General features: G+C 73.1%; 22 protein-coding genes. 14 read left to right on the plus strand and 8 right to left on the minus strand.

What is annotated here, in order from left to right:
* Positions 1-56: 56 nt before the first annotated feature.
* From AB0I60_RS33545 to AB0I60_RS33555, 3 genes are all read left to right on the plus strand, one after another.
* The gene (locus AB0I60_RS33545; RefSeq protein ID WP_360737192.1) at positions 57-809 is read left to right on the plus strand and encodes an alpha/beta fold hydrolase; all 753 of its coding nucleotides are present in this window, start codon (positions 57-59) and stop codon (positions 807-809) included.
* A gap of 151 nt (positions 810-960) precedes the next feature.
* On the plus strand, positions 961-1,608 hold the full coding sequence (locus tag AB0I60_RS33550) for an HAD family hydrolase (protein ID WP_360737195.1): 648 nt from the start codon (positions 961-963) through the stop codon (positions 1,606-1,608).
* 9 nt (positions 1,609-1,617) lie between these two features.
* Entirely contained in the window at positions 1,618-2,574 is a 957-nt protein-coding gene (locus tag AB0I60_RS33555; protein WP_360737197.1) for an LLM class F420-dependent oxidoreductase, read from the plus strand.
* A 28-nt stretch (positions 2,575-2,602) separates the two neighbouring features.
* Here the strand turns inward: AB0I60_RS33555 and AB0I60_RS33560 are convergent, their stop codons facing one another.
* The gene (locus tag AB0I60_RS33560) at positions 2,603-3,916 is read right to left on the minus strand and encodes a protein kinase (RefSeq protein WP_360737199.1); all 1,314 of its coding nucleotides are present in this window, start codon (positions 3,914-3,916) and stop codon (positions 2,603-2,605) included.
* Positions 3,917-4,105: 189 nt separating this feature from the next.
* On the opposite strand from AB0I60_RS33560, the gene AB0I60_RS33565 reads away from it, so the two are divergent.
* On the plus strand, positions 4,106-4,249 hold the full coding sequence (locus AB0I60_RS33565) for a hypothetical protein (RefSeq protein ID WP_360737202.1): 144 nt from the start codon (positions 4,106-4,108) through the stop codon (positions 4,247-4,249).
* A gap of 144 nt (positions 4,250-4,393) precedes the next feature.
* On the opposite strand, the gene AB0I60_RS33570 is transcribed toward AB0I60_RS33565, so the two are convergent.
* From AB0I60_RS33570 to AB0I60_RS33580, 3 genes are read right to left on the minus strand one after another with little or no spacing between them, the layout of a single operon-like run.
* Positions 4,394-4,885 carry a hypothetical protein gene (locus tag AB0I60_RS33570; RefSeq protein ID WP_360737204.1) on the minus strand — a complete coding sequence of 164 codons (492 nt, stop codon included), beginning with the start codon at positions 4,883-4,885 and terminating at the stop codon, positions 4,394-4,396.
* Between the two features lie 10 nt (positions 4,886-4,895).
* Positions 4,896-5,402, minus strand: a complete 507-nt coding sequence (locus AB0I60_RS33575; protein WP_360737207.1) for a hypothetical protein — start codon at positions 5,400-5,402, stop codon at positions 4,896-4,898.
* Between the two features lie 52 nt (positions 5,403-5,454).
* Entirely contained in the window at positions 5,455-6,765 is a 1,311-nt protein-coding gene (locus AB0I60_RS33580; RefSeq protein ID WP_360737210.1) for a PucR family transcriptional regulator, read from the minus strand.
* An 81-nt stretch (positions 6,766-6,846) separates the two neighbouring features.
* Between AB0I60_RS33580 and gabT the strand changes: the two genes are divergently transcribed.
* From gabT to fxsT, 7 genes are all read left to right on the plus strand, one after another.
* Positions 6,847-8,127 (plus strand): 4-aminobutyrate--2-oxoglutarate transaminase, encoded by a 1,281-nt coding sequence (gabT, locus tag AB0I60_RS33585; RefSeq protein ID WP_360737212.1) that lies wholly within the window; start codon positions 6,847-6,849, stop codon positions 8,125-8,127.
* Positions 8,124-9,551 carry an aldehyde dehydrogenase family protein gene (locus AB0I60_RS33590; RefSeq protein WP_360737214.1) on the plus strand — a complete coding sequence of 476 codons (1,428 nt, stop codon included), beginning with the start codon at positions 8,124-8,126 and terminating at the stop codon, positions 9,549-9,551. Before gabT ends, AB0I60_RS33590 begins: the two co-directional genes overlap by 4 nt.
* Before the next feature lie 171 nt (positions 9,552-9,722).
* Complete coding sequence (locus AB0I60_RS33595; protein WP_360737216.1) at positions 9,723-10,178, plus strand: NUDIX domain-containing protein; 456 nt, start codon at positions 9,723-9,725, stop codon at positions 10,176-10,178.
* Positions 10,179-11,101: 923 nt separating this feature from the next.
* The gene (locus AB0I60_RS33600) at positions 11,102-12,130 is read left to right on the plus strand and encodes a hypothetical protein (protein WP_360737335.1); all 1,029 of its coding nucleotides are present in this window, start codon (positions 11,102-11,104) and stop codon (positions 12,128-12,130) included.
* 102 nt (positions 12,131-12,232) lie between these two features.
* On the plus strand, positions 12,233-13,741 hold the full coding sequence (locus tag AB0I60_RS33605; RefSeq protein WP_360737219.1) for a hypothetical protein: 1,509 nt from the start codon (positions 12,233-12,235) through the stop codon (positions 13,739-13,741).
* Complete coding sequence (locus AB0I60_RS33610) at positions 13,738-14,745, plus strand: MoxR family ATPase (protein ID WP_360737222.1); 1,008 nt, start codon at positions 13,738-13,740, stop codon at positions 14,743-14,745. The genes AB0I60_RS33605 and AB0I60_RS33610 overlap by 4 nt, the downstream gene beginning before the upstream one ends.
* Complete coding sequence (fxsT, locus tag AB0I60_RS33615) at positions 14,742-19,088, plus strand: FxSxx-COOH system tetratricopeptide repeat protein (RefSeq protein ID WP_360737224.1); 4,347 nt, start codon at positions 14,742-14,744, stop codon at positions 19,086-19,088. Before AB0I60_RS33610 ends, fxsT begins: the two co-directional genes overlap by 4 nt.
* Before the next feature lie 6 nt (positions 19,089-19,094).
* Here fxsT and AB0I60_RS33620 read toward each other — a convergent pair whose 3' ends face one another.
* From AB0I60_RS33620 to AB0I60_RS33630, 3 genes are all read right to left on the minus strand, one after another.
* Entirely contained in the window at positions 19,095-20,702 is a 1,608-nt protein-coding gene (locus tag AB0I60_RS33620) for an HEXXH motif-containing putative peptide modification protein (protein ID WP_360737227.1), read from the minus strand.
* 136 nt (positions 20,703-20,838) lie between these two features.
* Positions 20,839-21,039: a hypothetical protein gene (locus AB0I60_RS33625; RefSeq protein ID WP_360737230.1), complete on the minus strand. Its 201-nt coding sequence runs from the start codon at positions 21,037-21,039 to the stop codon at positions 20,839-20,841.
* Positions 21,040-21,112: 73 nt separating this feature from the next.
* Positions 21,113-22,144 carry an AI-2E family transporter gene (locus AB0I60_RS33630; RefSeq protein WP_360737232.1) on the minus strand — a complete coding sequence of 344 codons (1,032 nt, stop codon included), beginning with the start codon at positions 22,142-22,144 and terminating at the stop codon, positions 21,113-21,115.
* A gap of 54 nt (positions 22,145-22,198) precedes the next feature.
* On the opposite strand from AB0I60_RS33630, the gene AB0I60_RS33635 reads away from it, so the two are divergent.
* The 3 genes from AB0I60_RS33635 (at position 22,199) to AB0I60_RS33645 (ending at position 24,367) form a co-directional block, all read left to right on the plus strand.
* Positions 22,199-22,819: a hypothetical protein gene (locus tag AB0I60_RS33635; protein ID WP_360737234.1), complete on the plus strand. Its 621-nt coding sequence runs from the start codon at positions 22,199-22,201 to the stop codon at positions 22,817-22,819.
* On the plus strand, positions 22,816-23,709 hold the full coding sequence (locus AB0I60_RS33640; protein ID WP_360737236.1) for a DUF4231 domain-containing protein: 894 nt from the start codon (positions 22,816-22,818) through the stop codon (positions 23,707-23,709). The genes AB0I60_RS33635 and AB0I60_RS33640 overlap by 4 nt, the downstream gene beginning before the upstream one ends.
* Positions 23,710-23,848: 139 nt before the next feature.
* Positions 23,849-24,367: a lytic polysaccharide monooxygenase auxiliary activity family 9 protein gene (locus AB0I60_RS33645; RefSeq protein ID WP_360737239.1), complete on the plus strand. Its 519-nt coding sequence runs from the start codon at positions 23,849-23,851 to the stop codon at positions 24,365-24,367.
* A gap of 92 nt (positions 24,368-24,459) precedes the next feature.
* On the opposite strand, the gene AB0I60_RS33650 is transcribed toward AB0I60_RS33645, so the two are convergent.
* The gene (locus tag AB0I60_RS33650) at positions 24,460-25,188 is read right to left on the minus strand and encodes a 3-oxoacyl-ACP reductase family protein (RefSeq protein ID WP_360737241.1); all 729 of its coding nucleotides are present in this window, start codon (positions 25,186-25,188) and stop codon (positions 24,460-24,462) included.
* Positions 25,189-25,409 lie beyond the last annotated feature (221 nt).

The following is a 25,409-nucleotide window of genomic DNA, read 5'->3' on the forward strand; positions in this document are numbered from 1 at the left end:
GCGCACACCGTAGTCGATCTGCCCCGTGGGGCACGCTTCCGGGCAGAATCGACCGGGTGACCACAGCGCTGCTGCTCGCCCACGGTGCCGGTGGCACCGCCCGCTCGAACTTCGCCTCGGTGATCCCCCTGCTGGCCCGCACCCGCCCGGTGTTCTGGGCGGACTTCCCCGGCTCCGGCGCGACGCCGCGCGCCGACGGGCCGCTGGAGCTGGACGACCTGGCCGACCGGTTGGTGGCGGCGGCGGGCGTCGAGCGGTTCGCGGTGGTCGGCTACTCGCTGGGCTGCGCGGTCGCGGTGCGGGCGGCCTCCCGGTACCCGGAGCGCGTCACCGGCCTGGTGCTGACCGCCGGCTGCGCCCGGATCGACGACGCCACCCGGGCCCGCACCACCGAGTGGCGGCGGCTGCTGGCCGCCGGCGACCCGGCGGAGCTGGCCCGGTTCGTGATGTCGGTGGTGCTCGGCGAGCCGTTCCGCCGGGAGATGACCGACGAGCAGGTGGAGGGCTTCCTGGAGATCGTCGCGCTGACCACGCCGCCGGGCGTGGTCGAGCAGGTGGAGCTGGTGGAGCGGGTCGACCTGACGGCGGAGCTGCCCGCCGTGCGGGTGCCCACCCTGGTGATCGGCACCAAGCACGACCGGCTGATCACGCCGGCCACCACGCGGGCGCTGGCCGACGCGATCCCGGGCGCGCGGTGGGCGGAGCTGGACAGCGGCCACGCCCCGGCCCTGGAGGCGACCGCCGAGTGGGTCCGGCTGATCGCGGAGTTCGTGGACGGACCGGACTTCACCGCTCCGAGCCGGACCTGAACCCCCGCCTGGCGCGCGCCAGGCGTGCGGCCACCGGACCGCGCGACCGCTGTGCGCCACCACCCGAGGTCGTCCGCGCCACCGCGCGGGGGTGACGGGGACCGCCCGCCGGGCTGGTTTGCGGCTGGTCCGCTCGGGCTAACCAGCGCGGGTGACCAATGCCGTGGTGCTCGACGTGGACGGAACGCTGGTCGACTCCAACTACCACCACGCGCTGGCGTGGTTCCGGGCGTTCCGGGGGTTCGACGTGACCGTGCCGGTGTGGCGGATCCACCGCGCGATCGGGATGGGCGGCGACAAGCTGGTCGCCGCCGTCGCCGGGCAGCACGTGGAGGACGCGCACGGCGACGCCCTGCGCGAGGCGTGGGAGCACGAGTTCGACCCGATGCTGCCCGAGGTGCGGCCCCTGGAGGGCGCGCACCGCCTGGTGACCGCCGCCGTGGACGCCGGGTTCGCCGTGGTGCTGGCCAGCTCCGGCAAGCGCCGGCACGTGGACCGCTACCTGGAGCTGCTGGAGGTCGAGGGCGTCGACGCCACCTCGTCCGACGACGTGGAGGAGACCAAGCCCGCGCCGGACCTGATCGAGGTGGCACTCGGCCGGGTGGCCCCGGATGCGCGGGCGGTGGTCGTCGGGGACTCTGTGTGGGACTGCGAGGCGGCCCGCAAGGCCGGGCGGCCGGTGGTGGCGGTGCGGACCGGCGGGTTCGGCGAGGCCGAGCTGCGCGAGCACGGTGCGTCCGCCGTGTACGAGGAGCTCGACCTGGTGCGGGCGGACCTCCACGACCTGCCGCTGGCCTGAGGAGGACCCGTGCGGATCGGCTACACCCTGATGACCGAGCAGGCCGGGCCGCGCGAGCTGGTGCGGCACGCCGCGCTCGCCGAGCGGGCCGGTTTCGACTTCGAGGTGGTCAGCGACCACTACTCGCCCTGGCTGGAGGAGCAGGGCCACGCGCCCTACGCGTGGAGCGTGCTCGGGGCGGTCACCCAGGTCACCGAGCGGGTCGACCTGATGACCTACGTGACCTGCCCGACGTTCCGCTACCACCCGGCGGTCGTGGCGCAGAAGGCCGCCACGGTGCAGCTCCTCAGCGACGGCCGGTTCAGCCTCGGCCTGGGCGCCGGCGAGAACCTCAACGAGCACGTCGTCGGGCGCGGGTGGCCGCCGGTCAACGTCCGGCACGAGATGCTGCGGGAGGCCGTGGAGATCATCTCGCTGCTGTTCGACGGCGGGTACACCAACTACGCGGGCACCCACTTCCGGGTGGACTCGGCGAAGCTGTGGGACCTGCCCGACCGGCGGGTGCCGATCGCCGTGGCGGTGTCCGGCGGCCAGTCCGTGCGCACGTTCGCGCCGCTGGCGGACGCGATGGTCGCGGTCGAGCCGAACGCCGAGCTGTCCCGCGAGTGGGACGTGTTCCAGGGCGGCGGGTCGCGCAAGATCGGGCAGCTCCCGATCTGCTGGGACCCGGACCGGGACCGGGCGGTCGCGCGGGCGCACGAGCAGTTCCGCTGGTTCGCGGGCGGCTGGAAGGTCAACGCCGAGCTGCCCGGCCCGACCGGGTTCGCGGCGGCCACCCAGTTCGTGCGGCCCGACGACGTGGCCGGGAACATCCCGTGCGGTCCGGACCCGGGCCCGGTGGTCGAGGCGGCGCAGGCGTTCGCCGACGCCGGCTTCACCGACCTGGCGCTGGTCCAGATCGGCGGGGAGCACCAGGACGGGTTCTTCGACTTCGCGCGGGACGAGCTGCTGCCCGCCCTGCGCTGACCACCCGGTCGACCTCCGCCCGGCGCTGTCAGCCCTTCTCGTCCGGCCCGGAACCGTTCTTGCCCTTGCCCGGGGTGGTGGGCGGTCCGGTGGAGGGCCGCTGCGGCTTGCCCCGGGCCTCGGTGTGGTCGGCACCGGGCGGCTGGACGTCGGAGGGCGGCGGCACGTCGCTGGTCGGCTCGACCTCGTCGACGGGCTCGACGTGGGCCGGCCGGGTCGGCTCCGCCGCGTCCGGGGCGACCACGACGACCGTCTCCGCCTGGTCCTGCTCCACCACCGTCACCGTGGACGGCGACTGCGTCACGACCACCGTGTGCGTCGTGGTGGCCGGCTGCTCCCGGGTGTCGGCAGGCACCGGTTCGCGCAGGCCGAACACGGCCGCGTGGGCGACCGCGACGACCACCACCGCAACCCCGCCGAACGCCGCTGCCGCCCGCCGCTTGGGCGTCGGGCGCGGCAGCTCGACGGGCGGGGGCGGGACGACGGGCTCCGGGCGGGGTGCGGCCTGCACCTCCGTCAGCGGGGCCGCGCCCACGCTCGCCAGTTCGGCGGCCATCAGCAGCCGGGCGCACTCGGCGGCCGTGGGCCGCTTGGACGGCAGCGCGTGGGTCATCGCGGTCAGCACGTCCCGCCACGGCTGCGGCAGGTCCTCCGGGACGCGCGGGTCGCGGTGCAGGCGCGCGAGCGCGGCCTCGGTGTCGCCGCCCGGGTACTCCGGCCGCCCGGTCAGGCACTCCAGCAGCACCAGGCCGAGCGCGTAGACGTCCGACGCGGGCCCCACCTCGGCCCCGCGCACCTGCTCCGGCGCGAGGTAGCCGGCCGTGCCGACCAGCATCCCGGACCTGGTCACGCGGGTCACCTGGGCCTGGAGCGCCAGCCCGAAGTCGGCCAGGTAGGCGCGGCGCTCGCCGGGTTCGAGCAGGATGTTGGAGGGTTTCACATCGCGGTGCACGACGTCGTGCCGGTGCACGTGGGCCAGGATCTCGGCGACCTGCGCGCCGATCCGGCCGACCACCTCGGGCGGCAGCGGCTCGCGCATCCGGCGGCGCAGCGTGCCGCCCTCGACGGGCTGCATGACGTAGAACGGCCGGCCCCGGTACGAGCCGGTGTCGTACACGGTGACCACGCCGGGGCACCGCAGCCCGGCCAGCACCTGGGCCTCCCGGTCCAGCCGGATCTGGTCCTCGTGCGTGGCGGTGCCCTGGAACACCTTGATGGCGACCTTGCGGTCCAGCCTGGTGTCGAACGCCCGGTAGACCTCGGCCATGCCACCGGAGCCGTAGAGGTTGCCTAACGCGTACCGTCCGTCGACCACTTCACCGGTCAGGTCCCCGTCCCACATCCGGCCGACCTCCGCTGCTCCGACCGAGTCACCGTGCGCCGAAACTACCGTCACGCTCCGGAGCGGGCTACCCCGTTTGCCGTTTTGAGTCCATGTTCCGGTCACCCGGCGGCCACAAACCGCCGGGTTCCGCCGGTTCTGGGGCGCGCGCCGTGTTCGGGTTCGCGCACCAGCGGGTAGACGGTCGGTATGAGCGGACACGAGCCGACCCTGGACGAGTTCATCGACGACCCGGAGGCCAAGCTGGAGGCGTTGGGCGAGGTGGACAGCACCAGGGAAGCCCAGGACGCGGACACCGACCCCGACGAGGAGTACCAGCACGACGAGGTGTGACCGCCGGCCCGCGCGGACCGGCGGCCACCCCCTCCACACCGCGCCGGGTCCTCCGACGCCGCATCACTCACCCGAACAGCTCAGCGCCGGTCGACCGGCGTCGATCCTCCGGAACCGCGACCGGGTCCCCGTGGTGCTCCCGCGTCACGGTGACGCGGTGGCACAGGGCGTTGTCGGCGGTGTCGTCGTAACCGTGGGCGAGGGTACGGTGTTCGGCGGTCCGCCGGAGGCGAGCCGGGTTCCGCTGCACAGGTGGGTGCCCACCTCCCCCGCCGTGGCACCGTTGTGGGCGAACACCAGGTACTTGGTGTTCACGGTGAGCCGTACACCGCACATCGCGCCGCTGGTGGACGTGAGCACGTCCACGCGGCGCGGCACGTCGCCCTTGTACTCCTTGGCGACCCGGATCGTGTAGCGGTACTGGTCGTCGTAAGGCGTGTCGGGCTTGTTGGGCTCCACCTTCTCGCTGAGCACGATTCCGGTGAACACGTGCGCGGCCCGCGCGTAGCGCTGCGGCTCGGTGTCACCCGGGATGCAACTGCACGCGCTCGCCGTACCGGTGAGCACCACCGTCAGCAAGCCCGCGACCACGGTCGCCGCCGCTGCGGCGTGGGCCAGGAAACGTAGACGTGCCACGGGAACCTCCTCAGATCGATGCGGTGCCGGAGGTGGACTTCGCGCAGGCGGCCAGCGGCGGCAAGGTCGTCGAGGTCGGCAGCCCGGTGGTGACCGGCGGGCCGCCACTGGCCAGCCGGGTCCCGTCGCACTGGTGGGACTCCACCCGGCGGTCGCTGCTGTCGCCCTTGGCGAACACGAGGTACTTGGTGCCCACGGTGAGCCCGAGGCCGCACGCGGACCCCTGCACGTGGGTGGCGACGTCCACGCGGCGCGGCACGTCGCCCTTGTACTCCTGGCTCACCCAGACCGTGTAGACGTACTGGTCGTCCGTGCCGCTCGCCGGGTCGCGCGGATCGCGCCGCTTGGCGGTCACCAGGCCGACGAAGACGTGGTCGGCGCGGTTGTAGCGCCAGACCTCGTTGTCACCCGGGTAGCAACTGCACGCGCTCGCCGTCCCGGTCAGCACGGCGGTGAGCAACCCGGCCGCCACGGTTGCCGTCGCAGCGGCATGGGCCAGGAAACGTAAACGGGCCATGACGATCGATCCCCCTGGTATCCAGGCTGGTCGCGGCGGCACCGGGGGCAGACTACTGCCCGGCGTGCAGGGCGAACCAGAGCTCCGCCCGCACGCCCGGCGAGTCCAGCGACCGACCGAGCAGCTCCTCCACCCGCCGCATCCGGTTGCGGATGGTGTGCCGGTGCACGCCCAGCCGCGCCGCCGCCGGCTCCCACTGGCCGTGGCAGCCCAGCCAGATCCGCAGCGACTCCCGCAGCGGGCCGTCGAGCGGGGCGAGCAGGGTGGCCGCGTGCGCGGCGACATCCGTTGCCAGCAAACCGGATCCGGGCACGTCGGCGAAGTTCGCCAGGTGTTCTTCCGCCGCCCGCGACGCCTCGCGGTAGCCGCGCGCGACGCTGCCCGCGTCGACCTCGCCGGAGGCGTGGGCCGGCCGGTCGAGCTCCCGGGCGAGCACCACGACCCGCCCGTCGTGCTCGGCCCAGAAGCCGGGGAGGTCCTCGGCGTCGGCCGGAACACCCTTCGGCAGCACGAAGACCCGGAACGGCCCGTCGGGCGCGTCGGCGACGGGCTGCCCGGCGAGCAGCAGCCGGAACTGCGCGCCGCGCAGCTCACGGCGCACCCCGTCCACGGCGTCCGACTGGGCGAGCGCGAGCGTGAGGAGGGACGCGGCGGTGTTGACGACGTGCCGGTCGGCGGCGTCCAGCGGCGCGTCGCGGGCCACGGCGAGGTGGCCGCGCCGGCCGAGGGCCTGCATCGCCAGGTGCCGCTCCCCCGCCTGCCACGCCGACCCCGCCGGGCCGACGCCCAACCGCCGGGCCTCCTCCCGCAGGTCGGGCAGCCCGCCGGCGGTGTCACCGGCGGTGCCGCTGACGTGCGCGATCCCGCCGTCCGGGTCGAGCAGCGCCGCCACGCCGCCGATCAGCGCGGCCAGCCTGCGCACCACGGCCTCGGGCGAGGTGAGCGCGGCCCGGGTGAGCGCGCGCTGGGCGTCGCTGGTGCGGGTCAGGGCCGCGTACTCGTCCGCCGCGACGGCCCGCGAGACGGCCTTCGTGATGGCGATGAACGGGACCTCGCGCGGCACCTCGACCAGCGGCAGCCCGGCCGCGCGGGCGGCGTCGACCAGGTCGGCGGGCACCGCCGCGTGGCTCAGTCCGGTGCCGAAGCCGAGGCCGACCGCGCCCGCGTCGACCAGCCGGCGCACGTAGGCGCGGTGCGGGCCCAGCGCGATGCCTGTGGTGAGCAGCAGCTCGCCGCCCTCCAGGAACGGCGTGGGGTCGGCCAGCTCGGTGCTGTGCACCCAGGCGACCGGCCGGTCCAGGCCCGTGTCGACGTGGACGGGCAGTCCCACCTCGCGGGCCAAGCCCGCCACCGTGAGCGGCATGGACACTTTGTACAGTGTTCCTGCTCACCTTCGCCATTCCTTCCTCTGGCCGGTTCGGCCCCGGGGACGGATGCTGGACCGGTGACCCGACTGCGCACCCCGATCCCCGGCCCCCGGTCGCTGGCGCTCGCCGCCCGGCGCCGGGGTGCCGTCGCGGCCGGGGTCGGCTCCACGCTGCCCGTGTACGTCGAGCGCGCCGAGGACGGGCTGCTGGTCGACGTGGACGGCAACCGGCTCGTCGACCTGGCGTCGGGCATCGCGGTGACCGGCGTCGGCAACCCCGCCCCGCGCGTGGCGGCGGCCGTGCACGAGCAGATCGACCGGTTCAGCCACACGTGCTTCATGGTCACGCCCTACGAGGGCTATGTGGAGGTGTGCGAGCGGCTCAACGCCTTGACGCCCGGCACGCACGAGAAGCGCTCGGTGCTGTTCAACTCCGGCGCGGAGGCGGTGGAGAACGCGGTGAAGATCGCCCGCCACGCCACCGGGCGCGCGCCGGTCGTCGTGTTCGACCACGCCTACCACGGGCGCACGAACCTCACGATGGCGTTGACCGCCAAGAACATGCCTTACAAGCACGGGTTCGGGCCGTTCGCGCCCGAGGTGTACCGCGCGCCGATGTCGTACCCGTACCGCGACGGGCTCACCGGTCCCGAAGCCGCCGCGCGGGCGGTCGACGTGATCGAGAAGCAGGTCGGGATCCCGGCGTGCGTGGTGATCGAGCCGATCCAGGGCGAAGGCGGGTTCATCGAGCCCGCCCCCGGGTTCCTCGCCGCGCTCGCCGACTGGTGCCGGGCGCGCGGCGCGCTGCTCGTGGCCGACGAGATCCAGACCGGCTTCTGCCGCACCGGGGCGTGGTTCGCCGCCGAGCACCAGGGCGTCGTGCCGGACCTGGTGACCACCGCCAAGGGCATCGCCGGCGGGCTGCCGCTGGCCGCCGTGACGGGCCGCGCGGACGTGCTCGACTCGGTGCACGCAGGCGGTCTCGGCGGCACCTACGGGGGCAACCCGGTGGCTTGCGCGGCGGCGCTCGGCGCGATCGACACCATGGTCGAACTCGACCTCAACGCCGCCGCCCGGCGCATCGAGGCCGCCGTGCTGCCCCGGCTGCGCGCCGCCGTGGGCGGGCACGGCGACGTGCGCGGGCGCGGCGCGATGCTGGCCGTCGAGTTCGCCGACCGCACCCCCGAGGTCGCCGGCCGGGTGGCCTCGGCGTGCCACGCGGCCGGTGTGGTCGTGCTGACCTGCGGGACGCACGGGAACGTCATCCGCCTCCTGCCGCCGCTGGTGATCCCCGACGGGGTGCTGGACGAGGGCGTGGCGGTGCTGGAACAGGCGATTGTCGAAGGAGTCGGACGATGAACACCCCGTACTGGGTCGCCGGGCAGGCCACCTCCAGCGAGGACGTGCTGGAGGTGCGCAGCCCGTACGACGGCGCGCTCGCCGGGACCACGTCGAACGCGACGGCGCAGGACGTGGAACGGGCCGTGGCCGCCGCGTCCGACGTGGCCGAGGAGTTCGCCTCGCTGCCCGCGCACGCCCGCGCCGCCGCGCTGGACCACGTGTCCCGCCGGCTGGCCGAGCGCGCCGAGGAGGTGGCCGCGCTGATCACCGCCGAGTCCGGCAAGCCGGTCAAGTGGTCCCGGATGGAGGTGGCCCGCGCGGTCTCCACGTTCCGCTGGGCCGCCGAGGAGGCCCGCCGGTTCTCCGGCGAGCTCCAGCGGCTGGACACCGACCCGGCGGCGTCGGGCAGGCTGGCGCTGGTCCGCCGGTCCCCGCGCGGGGTGGTGCTGGGCATCGCGCCGTTCAACTTCCCGCTGAACCTGGTGGCGCACAAGGTCGCGCCCGCCATCGCGGTCGGGGCGCCGATCGTGCTCAAGCCCGCGCCCGCCACCCCGCTGGTCGCGCTGCTGCTCGGCTCGATCCTGGCCGAGACCGACCTGCCCGCCGGCTCGTGGTCGGTCGTCCCGGTGCCCAACGAGGTCGCCGCCGACCTGGTCGCCGACCCGCGCCTGCCGGTCGTGTCGTTCACCGGCTCCGGCCCGGTCGGCTACGGCATCCTCGACCGCGTGCCGCGCAAGCACGTCGTGCTGGAGCTGGGCGGCAACGCGGCGGCCGTGGTCTGCCCCGACTGGGCGGACCTGGACTGGGCGGCGCAGCGGATCGCCACCTTCGCCATGTACCAGGGCGGTCAGTCGTGCATCTCGGTGCAGCGGGTGTACCTGCACGCCGACGTGTACGACGAGGTGGCCGACGCGGTCGTGGCCCACGTGCGCAAGCTCGGCACCGGAGCGCCCCAGGACCCGGCCACCGACGTCGGCCCGCTGATCAACGAGGCCGCCGCCGCGCGCGTGGAGAGCTGGGTGGACGAGGCCGTCGCGGCAGGCGCGACGCTGCTCACCGGCGGGACGCGCGAGGGCGCGGTGTACGCGCCGACCGTGCTGGCGGACGTGCCCGCGGACTGCAAGGTGGTCGACGAGGAGGTCTTCGGCCCGGTGGTCGTGCTGACCAGGGTCGAGTCGGTCGAGGAGGCGTTCGACAAGGTCAACGACTCGCGGTTCGGCCTCCAGGCGGGCCTGTTCACCAACGACGTGCGGCTGGCGTTCAAGGCGTCGAAGCGCCTGGAGGTCGGCGGCGTGATCGTCGGCGACGTCCCGAGCTTCCGCGCGGACCAGATGCCCTACGGCGGCGTGAAGGAGTCCGGCACCGGGCGCGAGGGGGTGCTCTCGGCGATGAACGACCTGACCGAAGAACACGTCCTGGTCCTCACCGGCCTGGACCTGTAACCCACTCGGCCGCTGCCCGCGTGCCCTCCACACTGCCGGTGTGGAGGGCACGCGCAACGCACTGTCCGGCGACATCGCCGGCAATCCACCTGACAGCCAGTACGCCCGACAGATCACACTCCGCGTAAGCTGCGCCAGGTCTTGAACCGCGTGGGCAGCTGCTGAGGACCCATGGCCGACCGTCACCTGATCGATGTCCACGTCCTCCTCGTCCGCGACGACGAGGTTCTGCTCACCCGTCGTCGCGACACCAATCCCGTCTTCGACGGCCTGTGGCACCTGCCTTCCGGCAAGCTCGACGCGGGGGAGTCGGTCCTCGACGCTGCCGTCCGGGAGGCCGAAGAGGAAGTCGGCGTCCACCTCGATCCCACCGACCTGCGCCTGGTCCACACCCTCCACGTCGAGGGCTCGGGCCCCGAACCCCGCCTCGGTCTCTTCTTCGAAGCTCGCCAGTGGACCGGCACACCGACCAACCGGGAACCCGAGAAGTGCTCTGCGGTCCGCTGGTTCCGCCTCGACGACCTGCCCGACCGGCTCATCGACTACCCGGCCGCAGGCATCCACGCCTACCGCGCCGCAGCCACCTTCAGCACCCGAGGCTGGGCTCGGCAGCCAGTGGAGCTCTGAAGACAGGCCCAACTCCAAGTTCGCCGCGAGCGCATCAGGGAGCTGTCTGCTCATCGAAAGCCGTGGGAGAGGGTGCCGGACCGGACAGCCACACGAAGTGAGCTTTCGCGTCTGCTTGCTCGAAGTGGCGTGATGCGTCCCCCACCGGACGGTCTGCACCCCGTCGTGGAAAGAACGCCGTCGGCCGGGAATGGCGGCAGTCGGGTGATCGACCCCTCCGGGAAGGGCGGATGTGGTGGCGGGCGAAGCCGGCCGGGGGGACGGGGGCCGGCGGAAGAACATCGTCACCGGAGCGCTGTCGTTCCGTTGTCGGTCCGCCCGGACGCCGTCGCGGGCATCCCGCCGCAGCCCGTCTTCGGGGGCCGGGAACGAGAGCTGCACGACCTGGTGACGGCCCTGCGCCCCGGTTCGCCGGGCGCGGTGTGGGCGTCGGGCGGGTTGCCGGGGTCGGCAGGACCGCGCTCGCCCTCCGCGTGGCACACCTGGCGCAGCTCACTGGCCACACCCGATGCCGACTTCGCCGAACAACGCGTCGCGCTCCGACCGGATGCGCTCACGACCGGCGGATCACCGACGAGCCGGGGACGCAGTGCGAATCGCGGGGTCGTACCGAGGTCTGCCACTGACCAACCGACCTCGACCCCGGGGCCGGTCCGGTGCGGGAGTTGCTCGAAGGGTGACCGCCTCCGGGAGGCGCTTCCCTACCACCTCACGGCGGCGGGCGATCCGCACGTCTGCGGGTCCGGTGCGCGGTTCGGGGCAGTTGCGGGTGCTTCCGGCGGCGGGGTGCCGGGTGCGCCCGCGACTGCGGCCCATCTTCGCCCTTTCGGGTTCTGCACTGCAGGGGTCGCGGTGGTTACCGTGGCTGGTGCCCTGGCCCTTGCCCTGGCACACCCGTCGGATCGGGGTGATCGCCCTTGTCAGTGGACAGCCCGCCCCTGCACCACACGATCCTCGCGCTCGACATCGAGCGCTGGACCGATCCGGCCCGCACCGACGAGCACCGCCGCGTCATGCACCGGGGCTTGTTCGCCGCCGTGCGGCAGGCCCTCGACGACATCGCCATCGCCTGGGACTCCTGCCTGGTCGAGAACACCGGCGACGGGATGCTCGTGCTCATCCCGGCCGAGGTGTCGGGCAGCCGGCTGATCGACCTGCTGCCCTCGCGCATCACGGCGGCCGTGCGGCGGCACAACGAGGTCTCGGCGACCGAGGCGCGGATGAGGCTCCGCCTCGCGCTGCACGAGGGGCCGGTGCGCAAGGTCCCCAACGGCCAGGTCGGCACCGCCGTCGCGGTGGTGTGCCGATTACTCGACTCGGCCGAGTTGCGCGCGGCCCACCGGGTCTCGGGCGAGCCGGTGACGATCATGGTGTCGGACGTGTTCTACCGCAACGCCGTGCACCACGACCCGGCGACCGAGCCCGAGCGGTACCGCAGGGTCGTGGTGCTGGTGAAGGGCATGGAGGAGACGGCCTGGATCCGGTCGCCCGCCGGCTCGCCCCGGCCGCCCGGGCCCGGGGAGCCGGCCGCCCCGTCCGTGCCGCCCCAGGCGTCCGCGCCTCCGCAGCCGCCCTCGGAGTTCTCGCCGCTCCGGTTCCCCGAAGCCGCGCAGCCGGACGCCCGGGAGCGCGCCACGGCCCCGCTGCGCCCGCCGCACCCGCCGACCGAGCGGCCGGACCTGCTCGACGAACTGCTCGACGCGCTGGAGGCCGTGCCCGCCCTGCGCGATCACCACAGCCGGGAAACGGTGCTCGAACTGCTGCCGGCCACGATCGCCGGTGATGTCCCGCGCAACAGCAGGACCAGGGCTTTCGTCGTCGGTCTCGCACTGACGTGCCAGAAGTTCGAAGGCGGTTTCACCCACCTCCGCACAGCGCTGGGCAGGGTCGAGGGAGACACTGTTCAGATGAGGAGGGTTCGCATTGCCATTCAGGGTTGGACTTCAGCGTGAAACGCGCTGCGCAGTAACGCGATTTGATGAAAACAAGACACTCGTACGGACGAAGGTTTGTCAGACTGTAGAGGGTTGAGGACGCGAACAGGGGGCCGTCGGATGATCCGTACGAGTGACGACGCGGTGGAAAGAGGTGTTCTCCTCCCCCTCGTCACGGCCCTGGTCAAGCTGCCCTCGCTGGCCGATCCCACGACCAGGTCGTCGGTGACCCGCCTGCTCGCCGACGAATTGCGAGAACCGCTCACGATATCCGACCACCCCAACGCCGTGGTGCACCTTTCCCACCTCGCGGAGCACTGCACCGAACGTCCCAAGCGGTGGGGCGCACTTCTGCGGATACTGGAGATGATGGAGGACGAGTCGTCCAGGCCGATGCAGGACCTCCGTCGGCACATTGGCATGATGCACACCCTCGACCTGTTCGAACCGGACGATCTGACGAGGTTGTTGAAGTTGCTCGGCGGAATCGTTGTGCCCGACATCGCGGAGATCTACCGCGCGGTCGCCGGCGACGCCGCTTCCGGTCTCGGCAGGGCCACCACCTACGTCGAGGTCTTCGCCGTCCTGGAGAACCTGAATTCACGCCCGGACGGCATACCGCGCCCGATCGTGTTCATCGAGCACGTCGCGGTGAAGGTGCGCAAGGACCTGGGGATCGAGCTGAGGCTCTGGGTGGACGAGCAGGCCGCCAAGCGGGAGATCGCGGCCGAGGTCGCGGCGCTGCGGGAGAACCTGCGGGTCGACCCGCCGGACGACTGGCCCCCGCGCCCCGGCACGGTCGCGTACCTGCTGATGGCGCTGCGCGGCGAGGGCCCGTCCGGCGACCTCTACCGCCTCACGCCGGCCAGGCACCTCGGCGTCACGCCCCAGTGGTCGCCGAGGGTCGGCACCGACCGGGTGGGCTCGCTGGAGGCCATCCAGGCCCACGTCGCCGAGCTGGTCGAGCAGGCCGAGCGCGACTGGGCGGCGTTCGAACCCGACATCAGGGTGGAGTTCGCCCTGGACCGGGACAACATCAACCTCGCGGTCGACCAGTGGCCGGCCGACAACGACGAGACCGTGCCGGAACCGCTCGGCAGCCGTTACCAGGTCGTGGTGCGCAGCCTGGAGCGCAACTCCGACGACAAGTACCTGCGGGTGTGGCGCAAGCGCTGGCGCGCGCTGGCGGGCCAGGCCCGCACATGCCGGCCGGTGGACCGCGACGGGTGCGTGCGCGCCCAGGACGCGAGCCAGGACGGCGTGCGCGAGCTGCGGTCCATGCTCAGCCGCCGGCACGAGGTGGTCGCCCTGCTGCTCAGCGGACCGCCCAAGGACGACCCCGAGCCGCAGGACGAGATCACCTCGGCGGTCAAGGCGGGCGTGCCCCTGATCCTGTGGCACCGCAAGTGCGGCCCGGACAAGAACCTGGTCCGGGCCGTCGAGTACCTGCTGCACGACGAGGACGACGAGCACCCCTTCCTGGAACGGGTGCGCCGCGCGCGGGCGACGGCGTTCGGCGAGCGGCACGTCGCACACCCGTGCGGCGAGCTGTCGGTGCTCTACGACGACCCGATGCGCCGGGTGCTGCCGCACCGGGCCGCACCGCCCGAGGAGGTGGCGGTCGGGTGAGCCGCTGGTGGCTCTACCGGGGCACGGGCGAGGTCGCGTCGCGCCCGATCGCCGCGCTGCCCGAGCCGCCGCCGTGGCGGCGGTTCGACGGGGCGGGCGACGCCACCCGGCCGGCCGACGACGGCGGCGAGGGCGCGCGCAAGGTCGGCCGGGTGCCCGGCGTGCCGCGCACGCCGGCCCCGCACGAGGTCGAGATGGTCAACTCCTGCCTGTACCTGCGCCGGCCGCTGCTGATCACCGGCGACCCGGGCACCGGCAAGTCGGCGCTCGCCTACCTCATCGCCCGCGAGCTGGGCCTCGGCCCGGTGCTGCGCTGGCCGATCACCAGCCGGACGGTGCTCCAGGACGGCCTCTACCTGTACGACGCGATCGCCCGCGTGCAGGCGTCCAACACCCGGGGCGAGACCCCCGACATCGGCGACTACGTGCACCTCGGCCCGCTGGGCACCGCCCTGCTCCCGGCCGACCTGCCGAGGGTGCTGCTGATCGACGAGCTGGACAAGGGCGACATCGACCTGCCCAACGACCTGCTCAACGTCTTCGAGGAGGGCGAGTACGAGATCCCGGAACTGGTCCGGTTCGCCCGGACCCAGTCCGAGGTGACCGTGCTGACCTCCGACACCGGCCACCCGGCGACGGTGCGCGAGGGCCGGGTGCGGTGCCGGGAGTTCCCGGTCGTGATCATCACCAGCAACGGCGAGCGCGAGTTCCCGTCGGCCTTCATGCGGCGCTGCCTGACGCTCAAGCTCGAAGCGCCCGACCGGGAGCGGCTCGCCGCGATGGTGGCCTCGCACTTCGGCCAGGACCACGACCTGGACGTGTACCAGTTCATCGACGAGTTCCAGCGGCGGGCGGCCGAGGCCGGCCCACTCGCGGCGGACCAGTTGCTCAACGCGGTCAACATGGCGATCCGGTTGACCACATCGGGTAACTACGAGCCGGACGGTGAGTGGGCGAACCTGGTCCTCAAGCTCTGGCATCCCCTTTCGGCGGAGCACGGATGACCCAACCGCGTGAAAGGGCCGCGGTCGATCTCGTCCTGCTCCAACATTGGGAGTCGACCAAGGGCCGGGAGAAGCGTTCGAGCGCCTCGGACCTCAGCCTCCACGAGGTCCGGGACGCCGTCTGGCTGGCCGCCAGGTTGGTCGAGCCCGCCGACCGCCCACCGCGTCCGGTCCCACCCGACGACCCCCTCACCGCCCCGGACGCGGAACCGGACCCGGCGACCCAGGAACAGCCACCGCGTTCTGAGGAGGCTGCCACGGAACCCGATCCCGCCGACCCGGGAGCCACGGAGTCCGCCACCGAGCCGCGCGCCACGCGGGACTGGGCACGCGGTCCCCTGTCGTTGCCGCCCGCCGAACCGCTCCCCGACCGCTCCGCCACCGCCCCGACGGCGGCCTCCGCCTGGCCGACCGTCCCCGGGCTGCCCGACCGGCACGGCATCAGCCGCGCCCTCCGGCCGCTCGCGCGCAGCCGGTCCTCGTCGCCGTGGCGGGTGGTCGTGGACGAGGAGAAGACCGCCGTGCGGGCCGCGCGGGAGTCGCTGTGGATCCCCGAGTGCCGGCCCGCGCCGTGGCACCGCTTCGAGGTCGCCCTCGTGGTGGACACCGTGGTCGCGCCGGACATCTGGGAGCCGACCGTCACCGAGTTCCGCGCCCTGCTCGACCACCAGGGCGCGTTCCGCAACGTCCGCACCTACCGGCTCGACTCGGCCCACGCCGACCCCGAGCGGCTGGTGCTGCGCAGCGAGGGCGGTGCCCGGCACCACTGGCGGCACCTCCTGGAGCCCACCGGCAACCGGATCGTCCTGGTGCTGACCGACACCATCGCCGAGGGCTGGCACTCCGGCGCGGTCGGCCACGTGCTGCACGAGTGCGGCAGCCGCGCCCCGGTGGCCGTGGTCCAGACGCTGAACCAGCGCCTGTGGCCGCTCGGCGGCCTGCCCACGCGGCGGATGAGGCTGTCCGCGCCCAGGCCCGGCTGCCCGAACCGGGCGCTGCGGGTGGCGGGCAAGACCGACGCGGACGTGATCCCGGTGCCCGTGCTCGCCCTCGCCGAGAGCTGGATGTCGGGCTGGGCGCGGCTGCTGACCTCGCCCGGCGCCGAGTGGGTGGAGACGACGACCGCGCTGGTCGGGCCGCAGGCCGGGATACCGCCCTCGGAGCTGCCCGACGACGAGCCGGTCACGGCCGCCCAGCGGGTCCGCCGGTTCCGGTCCTACGCCTCGACCGACGCGGTGGAGCTGGCGGGCCTGCTCGCCGCCACGCCGCTCGCGCCCCGCCTGATGACGCTCGTCCAGCGCGTCCTGCTGCCCGGGGCCGACCTGTCGGTGCTCGCCGAGGTGATGCTCGGCGGCCTGCTGACCAAGCTGCCCGGCGACGGGGGCGGCCCGACCTCGGTCGCCTACGACTTCCACGCGGACGTCCGCAGCGAACTGCTGGCCATCGGCCGGCGCAGCACCACGGCACGGGTGGCGCGGGTCCTGGACGACTACGCCGGTTCCACCATCCCCGCCCTGCGCACCTACCGCGCGGCGGTGGACGACCCGACTGCCGAAGCACCGGAGGCCACGCCCGGTTCCACACCGTTCCTCCGGGTCCAGGAGGCCGTTCTGCGCGCCCTCTCGGGCCCGTACCTGCCCAGGTCGAAACGCATTCGCGAAGCGCTGGGATTAACCACCCCGGCAGCCCCGAATGGAGGTCGGCAGGTCGGAACAACGGTGAATCGGGAGAACGACGAGTTGACTATAACCGAGCCGCAGTCACCAGTCAACGAGACTGTGGAGCCGCCCGGAGGAGAAGAGACAGTGACCGCTCCCGGCATCCAGACCGACGTGGTACCCGAGCACCGCCCGGCCGCGCTCCAACCCCAGGTGTGGGGACAGATCCCGTTGCGGAACCCCATATTCGTCGGTCGGGAACAACTGCTGGAGGATCTCCGGCTGCGGTTGAGCGAGTCGGGCACGACGGCGGTTCTCCCGGAAGCGCTGCACGGTCTCGGCGGCGTGGGCAAATCGCAGACGGTAATCGAGTACCTGTACCGGCATTCCGCCGAGTACGACGTCGTGTGGTGGATTCCGGCCGAACACCCGGCACAGATCCGGAACAGCTTCGTGGAACTGGCGAAGAAGCTCGGCGTGGCCGGGTCGGGCACCACCGAGGCGGCGGTGCCGGCGGTCCGGGAGGCGCTGCGCAAGGGCGTGCCGCACCAGCGCTGGATCCTGGTGTTCGACAACGCCGACCGGCCGCAGGACGTGCGCCAGTTCTTCCCGGCCGGAGCCGGTCACATCGTCGTCACCTCCCGGAACTCCGCGTGGGAGGGGTTCGCCCGCCCGGTCGAGGTCGACCTGTTCACCCGCCGGGAGAGCATCGAGCTGCTGCGCAGGCGCGGCGGCGGGATAGAGGACGCCGAGGCCGACGCGCTGGCCGAGGCGCTGGGCGACCTGCCGCTGGCGGTCGAGCAGGCGGCGGCTTGGCGCGCGCAGACCGGTATGCAGGTCTCGGAGTACCTCGACCTGCTGGAGCAGAACCGCACCGAACTGCTGGAAGCGGACCCGCTGGCGACCGACCAGCTCCCCGTGGCGGCGGCCTGGAACGTGCCGCTGAACAAATTGGAGGCCGAGCAGCCGGCGGCCCTCCAACTGCTCCAGGTGTGCGCGTTCTTCGGCCCGGAGCCGATTTCCCAGAAGCTGTTCCGGGGTGCCCGGGACGTGCCGGTCCCCGATGCGCTCGCCCAGGCGTTCGGCGACCCCATCAAAATCAGTCGCGCGGTCAAGGAGATCACCCGGTACAGCCTGGCGAAGATCGACCACCGCAACAACGCGCTCCAGTTGCACCGATTGGTGCAGACGGTGCTGAAGAACAAGTTGAACCAATCCGAGCAAGACGAGATGAGGCACGCAGTGCACGTGCTGCTGGTCAACGGCGACCCGGGTGACCCGGACGCCGCCGCCAACTGGCCCCGCTACGCCGAACTACTCCCGCACGCCCTCGTGTCGCGCGCGGTGGAGAGCAAGGACAAATGGGTCCGGGTACTGGTCATCAACCTGGTCCGCTACCTGCTCCGCACAGGCGATTTCGGTGCCGCACGTGACCTGGCCGGTCAAGCCCGCGAGTTCTGGACCGAGGCGCTGGGCGAACGCGACCGGGACACCCTGGAGATCAGCCGGCGGTACGCGATCGCGCTGCGCCGGCTCGGTTTCGCGGGCGAGGCCCGCGCGCTCAACGAGCGCACCCTCGAACTGGTCCGCGAGGTCGTCGGCGAGGACGACGAGCAGTACCTCGGCATCCTGGACACCGTCGCGGCCGACCACCGCAACGAGGGCCGGTTCGCCGAGGAGCTGCGGCTCCAGCAGGAGGTCTACGAGCGCGCGGGCACGATCCTCGGCGACGACGACCCGGAGACGCTGAACTACGGCTTCAACCTGTCCGGCTGCTACCGGCTCATGGGCCAGTACGAGCAGGCGCGGGACCTGGACCAGGCGATCCTGCGGCGGCGCACGGCCGTGCTGGGCGCGAACCACCTCCAGACCTTCGGCTCCCGCAACGCCTACTGCATGGACCTGCGCGAGTGCGGCCAGTACCTGGACGCGGCCAAGCAGCAGGAGGACAGCCTCAACTACCTGCTGGAGGTCGCGGGCCCGGACAACCCCCAGTCCATCGGCGCGACCCGGAACCTGTCGGTGGCGCTGCGCAAGGCGGGCCTGCACGAGCGGGCCAAGGAGTACTCCGACGACTGCCTGGCGCGCTACCGCCGCCGGCACGGCGAGGACCACGTCGACACCGTCACCGCCGAGATGAACGTCTCCACCGACCTGCGCCACCTGGGCGACCTGGACGAGTCGCTGAGGCTGGCGCGCGGCAGCCACGAGCGCTTCCAGGCGCTCATGGTGCCGAACCACCTGTTCACCCTCGTCGCGGCGCTCAACCTGGCCGTCACGCTGCGCCTGCGCGGCGAGCTGGACGAGGCGCTGGACCTCGACCGGCAGACGCACACCGCGCTGCTCGACGTGTTCGGGGCCGACCACCCGACGACCCTGCTCGCGGCGACCAACCTGGCCAGCGACCTGGCCGCGAAGGGCGACTTCGCCTCGGCGAGGGCGCTGGACGAGGAGACCCGGGCGCGGTCGGAGCGGGTGCTGGGACCCGACCACCCGTCGACCCTGGCCGTCGCGCTCAACCTGTCGCTGGACCTGACGGCGCTGGGCGAGGACGACGACGCCGCCCTGCTGCACAACAAGACCGTGCAGGCCCTGCGCGCCGTGCTGGGCGACAACCACCCCGCCGTGCTGGCGGCCACCCAGCACGTGCGGGCGAACTGCGACAGCGACACGATGCAGCTCTGACGGCGGTCACCCGGCGGCCTGGTCGAACCAGGCCGCCAGGTCGGCCGGGTCCGGTGCCGCGCCCGACCGGGTGGCGACCCGGTGGTGCACCGCCCGGACGAGTTCCGGGCGCAGCCGCAGGGCGGGCGAGCCCAGGGCGACGCCGAGGCCGACCCACGCGGCCGAGTCGCCCGGCGCGGCGCGCAGCCGGGCCAGGTAGCCGGTGGTCGCGCCCGCCCGGTCGCCGTGCACCAGCGCGACGTCGGGACCGGGCCGGCCGGCCAGCCCGCGCGCCCGGTACGGGTCGAGCACGTGCAGCCTGAGCAGCGCCTCCAGCGGCGAGGTGCCCGCCTCCCCGGACGGTTCGACGTGGGACTCCGCCGCCGGTCCCGGCGGCAGGCCCCGGCACCACGCGTCGGCGAGGTCGGCGACCACCGCCCGGTCCGGGTGGGCGTGCCGCAGCCGCCACGTGGCGCGGTGCGCGTCGGTGATCATCGAGACCGCCTCCGCCAGCCCGTCGGGCAGGTCGGTCGGCGTCGCGGCGGCGAGCCGGACCGAGGCCGTGGCGGCGAAGTGCCGCCCCAGGTCGGTCAGCTCGGTCAGGCCGCGCAGGGTGTCGACCACCTCGGCGACCTGGCGGGCGCGCAGCGCGTGGCTGAACGAGGCGTGCGCGGCGAGGTCGTCCGAGGACAGGTGGCGGCGCTGCACGTTCCAGTACTCGACCACCGTGACGAAGGCGTAGACGCCGTGCAGCAGCCCGGCGACGTGCCGGGGCTCGTCGCGCCACGGCGCGTAGAACCGCTCCACGTCGTCGCCCTCGTAGAGGTCCACGAGGTCCATGAGCGCGTTGACCTTCGAGTGCTGCAACTCGTGCACCAGGGCTTCGCCGAACTGGGCGGCCGACCGCTTGGGCGACATCGCCACCGCGCCGAACGCGGCCGTGGACGAGGCGGCGAACACGTTGAGGCCGGCGTCCAGCGGCGTGACGGTGGACAGGCAGGCGGCCAGTTCCTCCGCCCAGGCCGGGTGGGCGTGGGTGAGCAGGTCCCACGACTCGTCCATCAGCTTGCGCCACTCGGCGTACTCGGCCTCGCCCAGCGGCCGGGGCCGGACCGGGGCGCCGAACTCGCGGTACGGGTCGAGGTCGTCGAAGGTCAGCTCCACGCTCCGGCCGCGCACCGCGCTGCGGTGCCGCTTCACGGGTTCGAAGGCGGCGGCGCAGGGCTTGCCGCGCACGACCAGCGCGGTGCCGTGGGCGTCGTGCCGCAGGACGGCGTGCCCGACCGGGAAGCCGGTCGCCGGCCGGTACGCGCCGACCGAGGGCAGGGTGACCACCCCGTGCACCACCGGCACCGGCACCTCGCACGGCAGCCCGCTGCGGACGGCCGCCGCGGCGGCCAGCGCGTGGAAGCCGCCGACCTCAGACCGCAGCGGGGTCGCGTCGGGCGCGGTGGCCACGGTGTGGCGCAGCACCCGGCTGAGCCACACGCCCACCGAGGGCAGCAGCAACAACTCCTCCACGACGGCGGGCGCGACCCGCTCGGCCTCGGCGAGCAGCGCCCACGCGCGGGCCACGTCGGCGAACGGACCGAGCCGGTCCGCGAGCGATTCCGCCGCTGCGGCGAATGTCCGCAAGCGCAGTCTGCGGAGGCTGTGCTGGCTTTCCCGCAATAATGCGATTCCCCCGCCCGACACGGGGCCGGAACAGATCTCGTCGAAGACGGAACGCGGAAGTCCGTGCGTCCTCAGCCGACCCGAGTTCGCCGCACCACTAGTCACGCTGTCCCTGGACCGCGTCCCCATAAGCACCGGCGCGGATCAGGCACTCCGTGCGGCGCACCGCCTTCTGGAAGGACGGTTCGCGCAGGTCTCTGAGCTCCGACAACGGTATCCCGGTCAGATCGAGCACCCGCGACGGCAGTTCCGTCGGAGAAAGTGCTGCCACGCCGACCGCCTCCCCACGTTCGTCCACCTCACCGCATGATGCCCGAACGACTCCGGCCACGTCTGCCCCCAGGCGGCTATTCACCCGACGGCCAACAGGTCTATTCCGGCCGTGCCCGGTCGGTGAGGAACGCGTCCGCCCACCGGGCCCGGGGATCGATGTCGACCAGCAGCAGCTTCACCAACAGGGTGAGCGGGATCGCGAGCACCGCGCCCAGCGGGCCGATCAGCCACGCCCAGAACAGCAGCGCCAGGAACGTGACGGTGGTGGACAGGCCCACCGAGTCGCCGACGAACCGGGGCTGGATCAGCGTCTGCACGACGAAGTTCAGCACGCTGTAGACGACGACCACCCACGCGGCGGTCTGCCAGCCGCCTTCCAGCAGCGCCAGCAGGACCGGCGGCACCAGGCCCAGCACGAACCCCACGTTGGGGATGTAGTTGGTGATGAAGGCCAGCAGCGCCCACAGGACCGGCAGCGGGATGCCCATGATCGCCAGGGCGACGCCGTCCAGCACCGCGACGATCAGCCCGAAGACCGTCGACACCACCAGGTACTTGCGCGTGCCGGAGGCGAACCGCCCCAGCGCCGAGGCGACCTCCGGGCGGTCGGCCGCGATCACCGCCAGCCGCGCGCCGGTGCTGCCCGCGTCGACGCTGAGGAACAGCAGCAGCGACAGCAGGAACACGATGTTCGAGGCGAGGCCGCCCACGCTGCTCAGCACGGTGCCGAGCACGCCCGCGACCCTGCCCACGTCGAGCCCGTCGGCGACCTTGCGCAGTTCGGCCGCGCCGACGCCGAACCGGGACAGCTCCCCCGCCGCCGCGTCGACCAGGTCGCGCGCCTGGTCGGCGTACCGGGGCAGCTCGGTGGCGAGCTGGGCCACCGACACCACGAGCACGACCACCAGCGACAGCAGGATGGCGTAGACGCCGGCCACCAGCGCGGTGGCGGCGACCCAGTTCGGCAACCCCCTGCTACGCAGCCACCCGTGCACCGGGCCGACCGCGATGACCAGCGTGAGCGCCAGGAACACCGGGCCGATCAACCAGGACAGGGCCATGATCCCGGCGCCCGCGATCACCGCGGCGGCCGTGCCCAGCAACACGACGAGCCCTCGGGGGAGGTCCATCCCCGCAGGGTAAGGCCGGCACGGCGGGCCGGCCTGCCGGTAGCGTCGGCGATCATGCGGATCACCTCGCCCACCGGCCGGCCGCTGCCGGGCCTGCCGACCGGACGACCGGTGCTGGTGCTGGTGGGTGGCGCGGCGAAGATGGGGCCGGCCCACCTGGCGCTGTTCGAGGACGCGCTCGCCGACCTGGTGCCGCTGCTGGACGACCTGGGCGCGGCGGTGGTGGACGGGGGCACGGACAGCGGCGTCATGGGCGCGATGGGCCGGGCGCGGGCGCGGTGGGCCGGCAGGTTCCCGTTGGTGGGCGTGGTGGTCGAGGGCGTGTCCCCCGTCCTGGAGCCGCACCACACGGCGATCGTGCGGGTGCCGGGCGAGCGGTGGGGCGACGAGGTGCCCTGGTTGGCCTCGGTCGCGGCCGACGTCGCCGGGGGCCGCCCGTCGGTCACCGTCCTGGTCAACGGCGGCGAGGTCGCGCTCGCGGACGCGGCGGCCAGCCTGGCGCACGGCCGTCCCCTGCTGGTGGTGCGCGGAACCGGGCGCAGCGCGGACGCGATCGCGGGTGCTTCGGGCCCCGAGGCGGCGCGGATCTCGGCGTCGCCGCTGACCGGGGTGGTGGACCTCGACGGGCTGGCGGCCGGCGTCGCCCGCGTGCTGAACGGCGAAGGGGTGGTATGAGCGGGTTAACCGACCGGGACCTGCCCGGTTTGTTCGAGGCGGCCGACGCCGCGTCGTTGGACGGCCAGCGGCGGTACGTGCGCGCCGTGCGGTTGCGGCTGGTGCTGGCGGTGGCGGCGGCGGCCACCGGGGTGTGGCCGCTGATCGTGGGCCGGGTCGACCTGGCCGCGATCGGCACCGCGATCGCGCTGGCCGGGGTGACCGCGACGGAGCTGAACCTCAAGTCGTCCCGGCCCGAGGACCGCTGGTACGACGGGCGGGCGCTGGCCGAGTCGGCGAAGAGCCTGGCGTGGAAGTTCGCCGTCGGCGGCAGCCCGTTCGCCAAGACCGGCCGGGTGCGCGACCCGCAGGCCGCCGAGCGCGAGTTCATCAAGCAGGTGGGCGAGCTGCTGGCCGAGGCGCCCACCACCGCGATCACGCCGTCGGACCGGCCGGTGGTGACCGACGCGATGCGCCTGCTGCGGTCTCAGGACCTGGACACCCGCAAGGAGGTCTACCTCCGCTCCCGGATCGAGGACCAGCAGGACTACTACACCCGCCGGGCGAAGCGCAACGAGCGGCGGGCGGGCTGGTGGCGGACCGCGCTGCTGGCGATCGAGGTGGCCGGGATCGGCGCGGCGCTGGCCAAGGCGGTCGGCGCGATCACGATCGACCTGGCGGGCGTGGTGGCGGCGGTGATCGCCGCCGGGACGGCCTGGATGAGCCTGCGCCAGCTCTCCACGCTGGCCCGCGCGTACACGTTCGCGGCCAACGAGCTGGGCATCGTGCGCGGCCGGTTGGCGCTGGTGGAGGACGAGGCGGCGTGGGCCGCCGAGGTGGCCGACGCGGAGGACGCGGTGAGCCGGGAGCACACGATGTGGCGGGCCTCCCGGACCCGACCTGCCGGATAAAAGTTGTCACCCGGCAATCACACAGAGTATGGTCTAGACCTGCCGCCGCGTTGGGTGAAATGTCCGCCCAAAGCGGTTTCGGCTGCTTCGGGAACGGGCCGGCCCAGCGAAGTCCTGTCCACCCGAAAGGAGCTGACACATGGCACTCCGCCGACGGATCGCCGCGTTGGCGGCCGGCGTCCTCGCCGCGCCGCTGCTGGTGGTCGCACTGCCGACCTCCCAGGCGTTCGCCCACGGTTACGTGTCCTCACCGCCCAGCAGGCAGGCCCAGTGCGCCAAGGGCACCGTGAGCTGCGGCAGCATCAAGTACGAGCCGCAGAGCGTGGAAGGCCCGAAGGGCCTGCGCAGCTGCAACGGCGGCGTCGCCGGGTTCGCCGACCTGAACAACGACAGCAAGGGTTGGAAGGTCACGAACGTCGGTCAGACGGTGACGTTCAACTGGGTGTTCACCGCCCGGCACCGCACCTCGAACTACGAGTACTACATCGGGGGCAAGCGGGTCGGGTTCGTCGACGGCAAGATGCAGCAGCCGCCGGCGTCCGTGTCGCACACCATCAACCTCGGTGGCGTGACGGGCAAGCAGAAGGTGCTCGCCATCTGGAACATCGGCGACACCTCGAACGCGTTCTACGCCTGCATCGACGTCAACGTGAGCTGATGACGGGCTGAGGGACGAAGCAGGACCGGATACCGGCGGGGGCGTGCCAGCCTGTAGGCACGCCCCCGCCCCTGTCCGTCCCGCCCGGCGCACTAACTGGTGAAACCGCCGTCCACGGCCAACTGCGTCCCGGTCACGTACCGGGCCTCGTCGGAGACCAGGTAGGCCACCGCCGAGGCGATCTCGTCCGGCTGCCCGTACCGGCCGACCGAGGTGAGCGCGCAAATCGCGCCCGCCATCGGGTGGTCCTCGGGGTTGAGGTCGGTCGCCGTCGCGCCGGGGCACACCAGGTTGGCCGTGATGCCGCGCGGCCCCAGCTCGCGGCCCAGCGCCTTGGTCAGCCCCAGCAGGGCCGCCTTGCTCGCCGAGTACAGCGAGAAGCCCGGGAACGCCGCCCGCTCGGCGACGTTGCTGCCGATGCTCACGATCCGCCCGCCCGCGCCCAGGTGCGGCAGCGCCGCCTTCACCGCCAGGAACGGCGCCCGCACGTTCACGTCGAAGGTGCGGTCGAACTCCTCGACGCCGAGCTGCTCCACCGGGCCCACCAGGAACTCGGCGGCGTTGTTCACCAGGATGTCCAGCCGGCCCAGCGTCCCCACCGCCTCGGCCACCGCCGCCTCCACGGCCGCCGGGTCCCCGCTGTCCGCCCGGATCGCCACCACCCGCCGGCCGGTGCCCTTGATCCTCTCCACCACGTCGTCCGCGTTGTTCCGGTAGGTCAACGCGATGTCCGCGCCGTCGCGCGCCAACCGCTCCGCCACCGCCGCGCCGATCCCCCGACTACCGCCGGTGACCAGCGCGACCTTGCCTTCGATGTCCATGGAAGCCATCCTGGCCGGCCGCCGACCGGAAGTCCGGCGGCAATCGGACGTCGCGCCGGCGCTCGGCGGAGATCGGGGAAACCCGTTGCGGACGCCCCCGGTGACCGCATAGCGTTCGCGGTACACGAGGAAGGAGGTGGTCCGAAGTTGTATAGCTACAGGACTCGTCGTGAGGTGGCTGTCCGCTAGGACCTCCCCCAAGGTGGTCTGGGCGAATCCCA

The organism is Actinosynnema sp. NPDC050436 (assembly GCF_040655415.1).
In the GTDB taxonomy this organism is placed as follows: domain Bacteria; phylum Actinomycetota; class Actinomycetes; order Mycobacteriales; family Pseudonocardiaceae; genus Actinosynnema.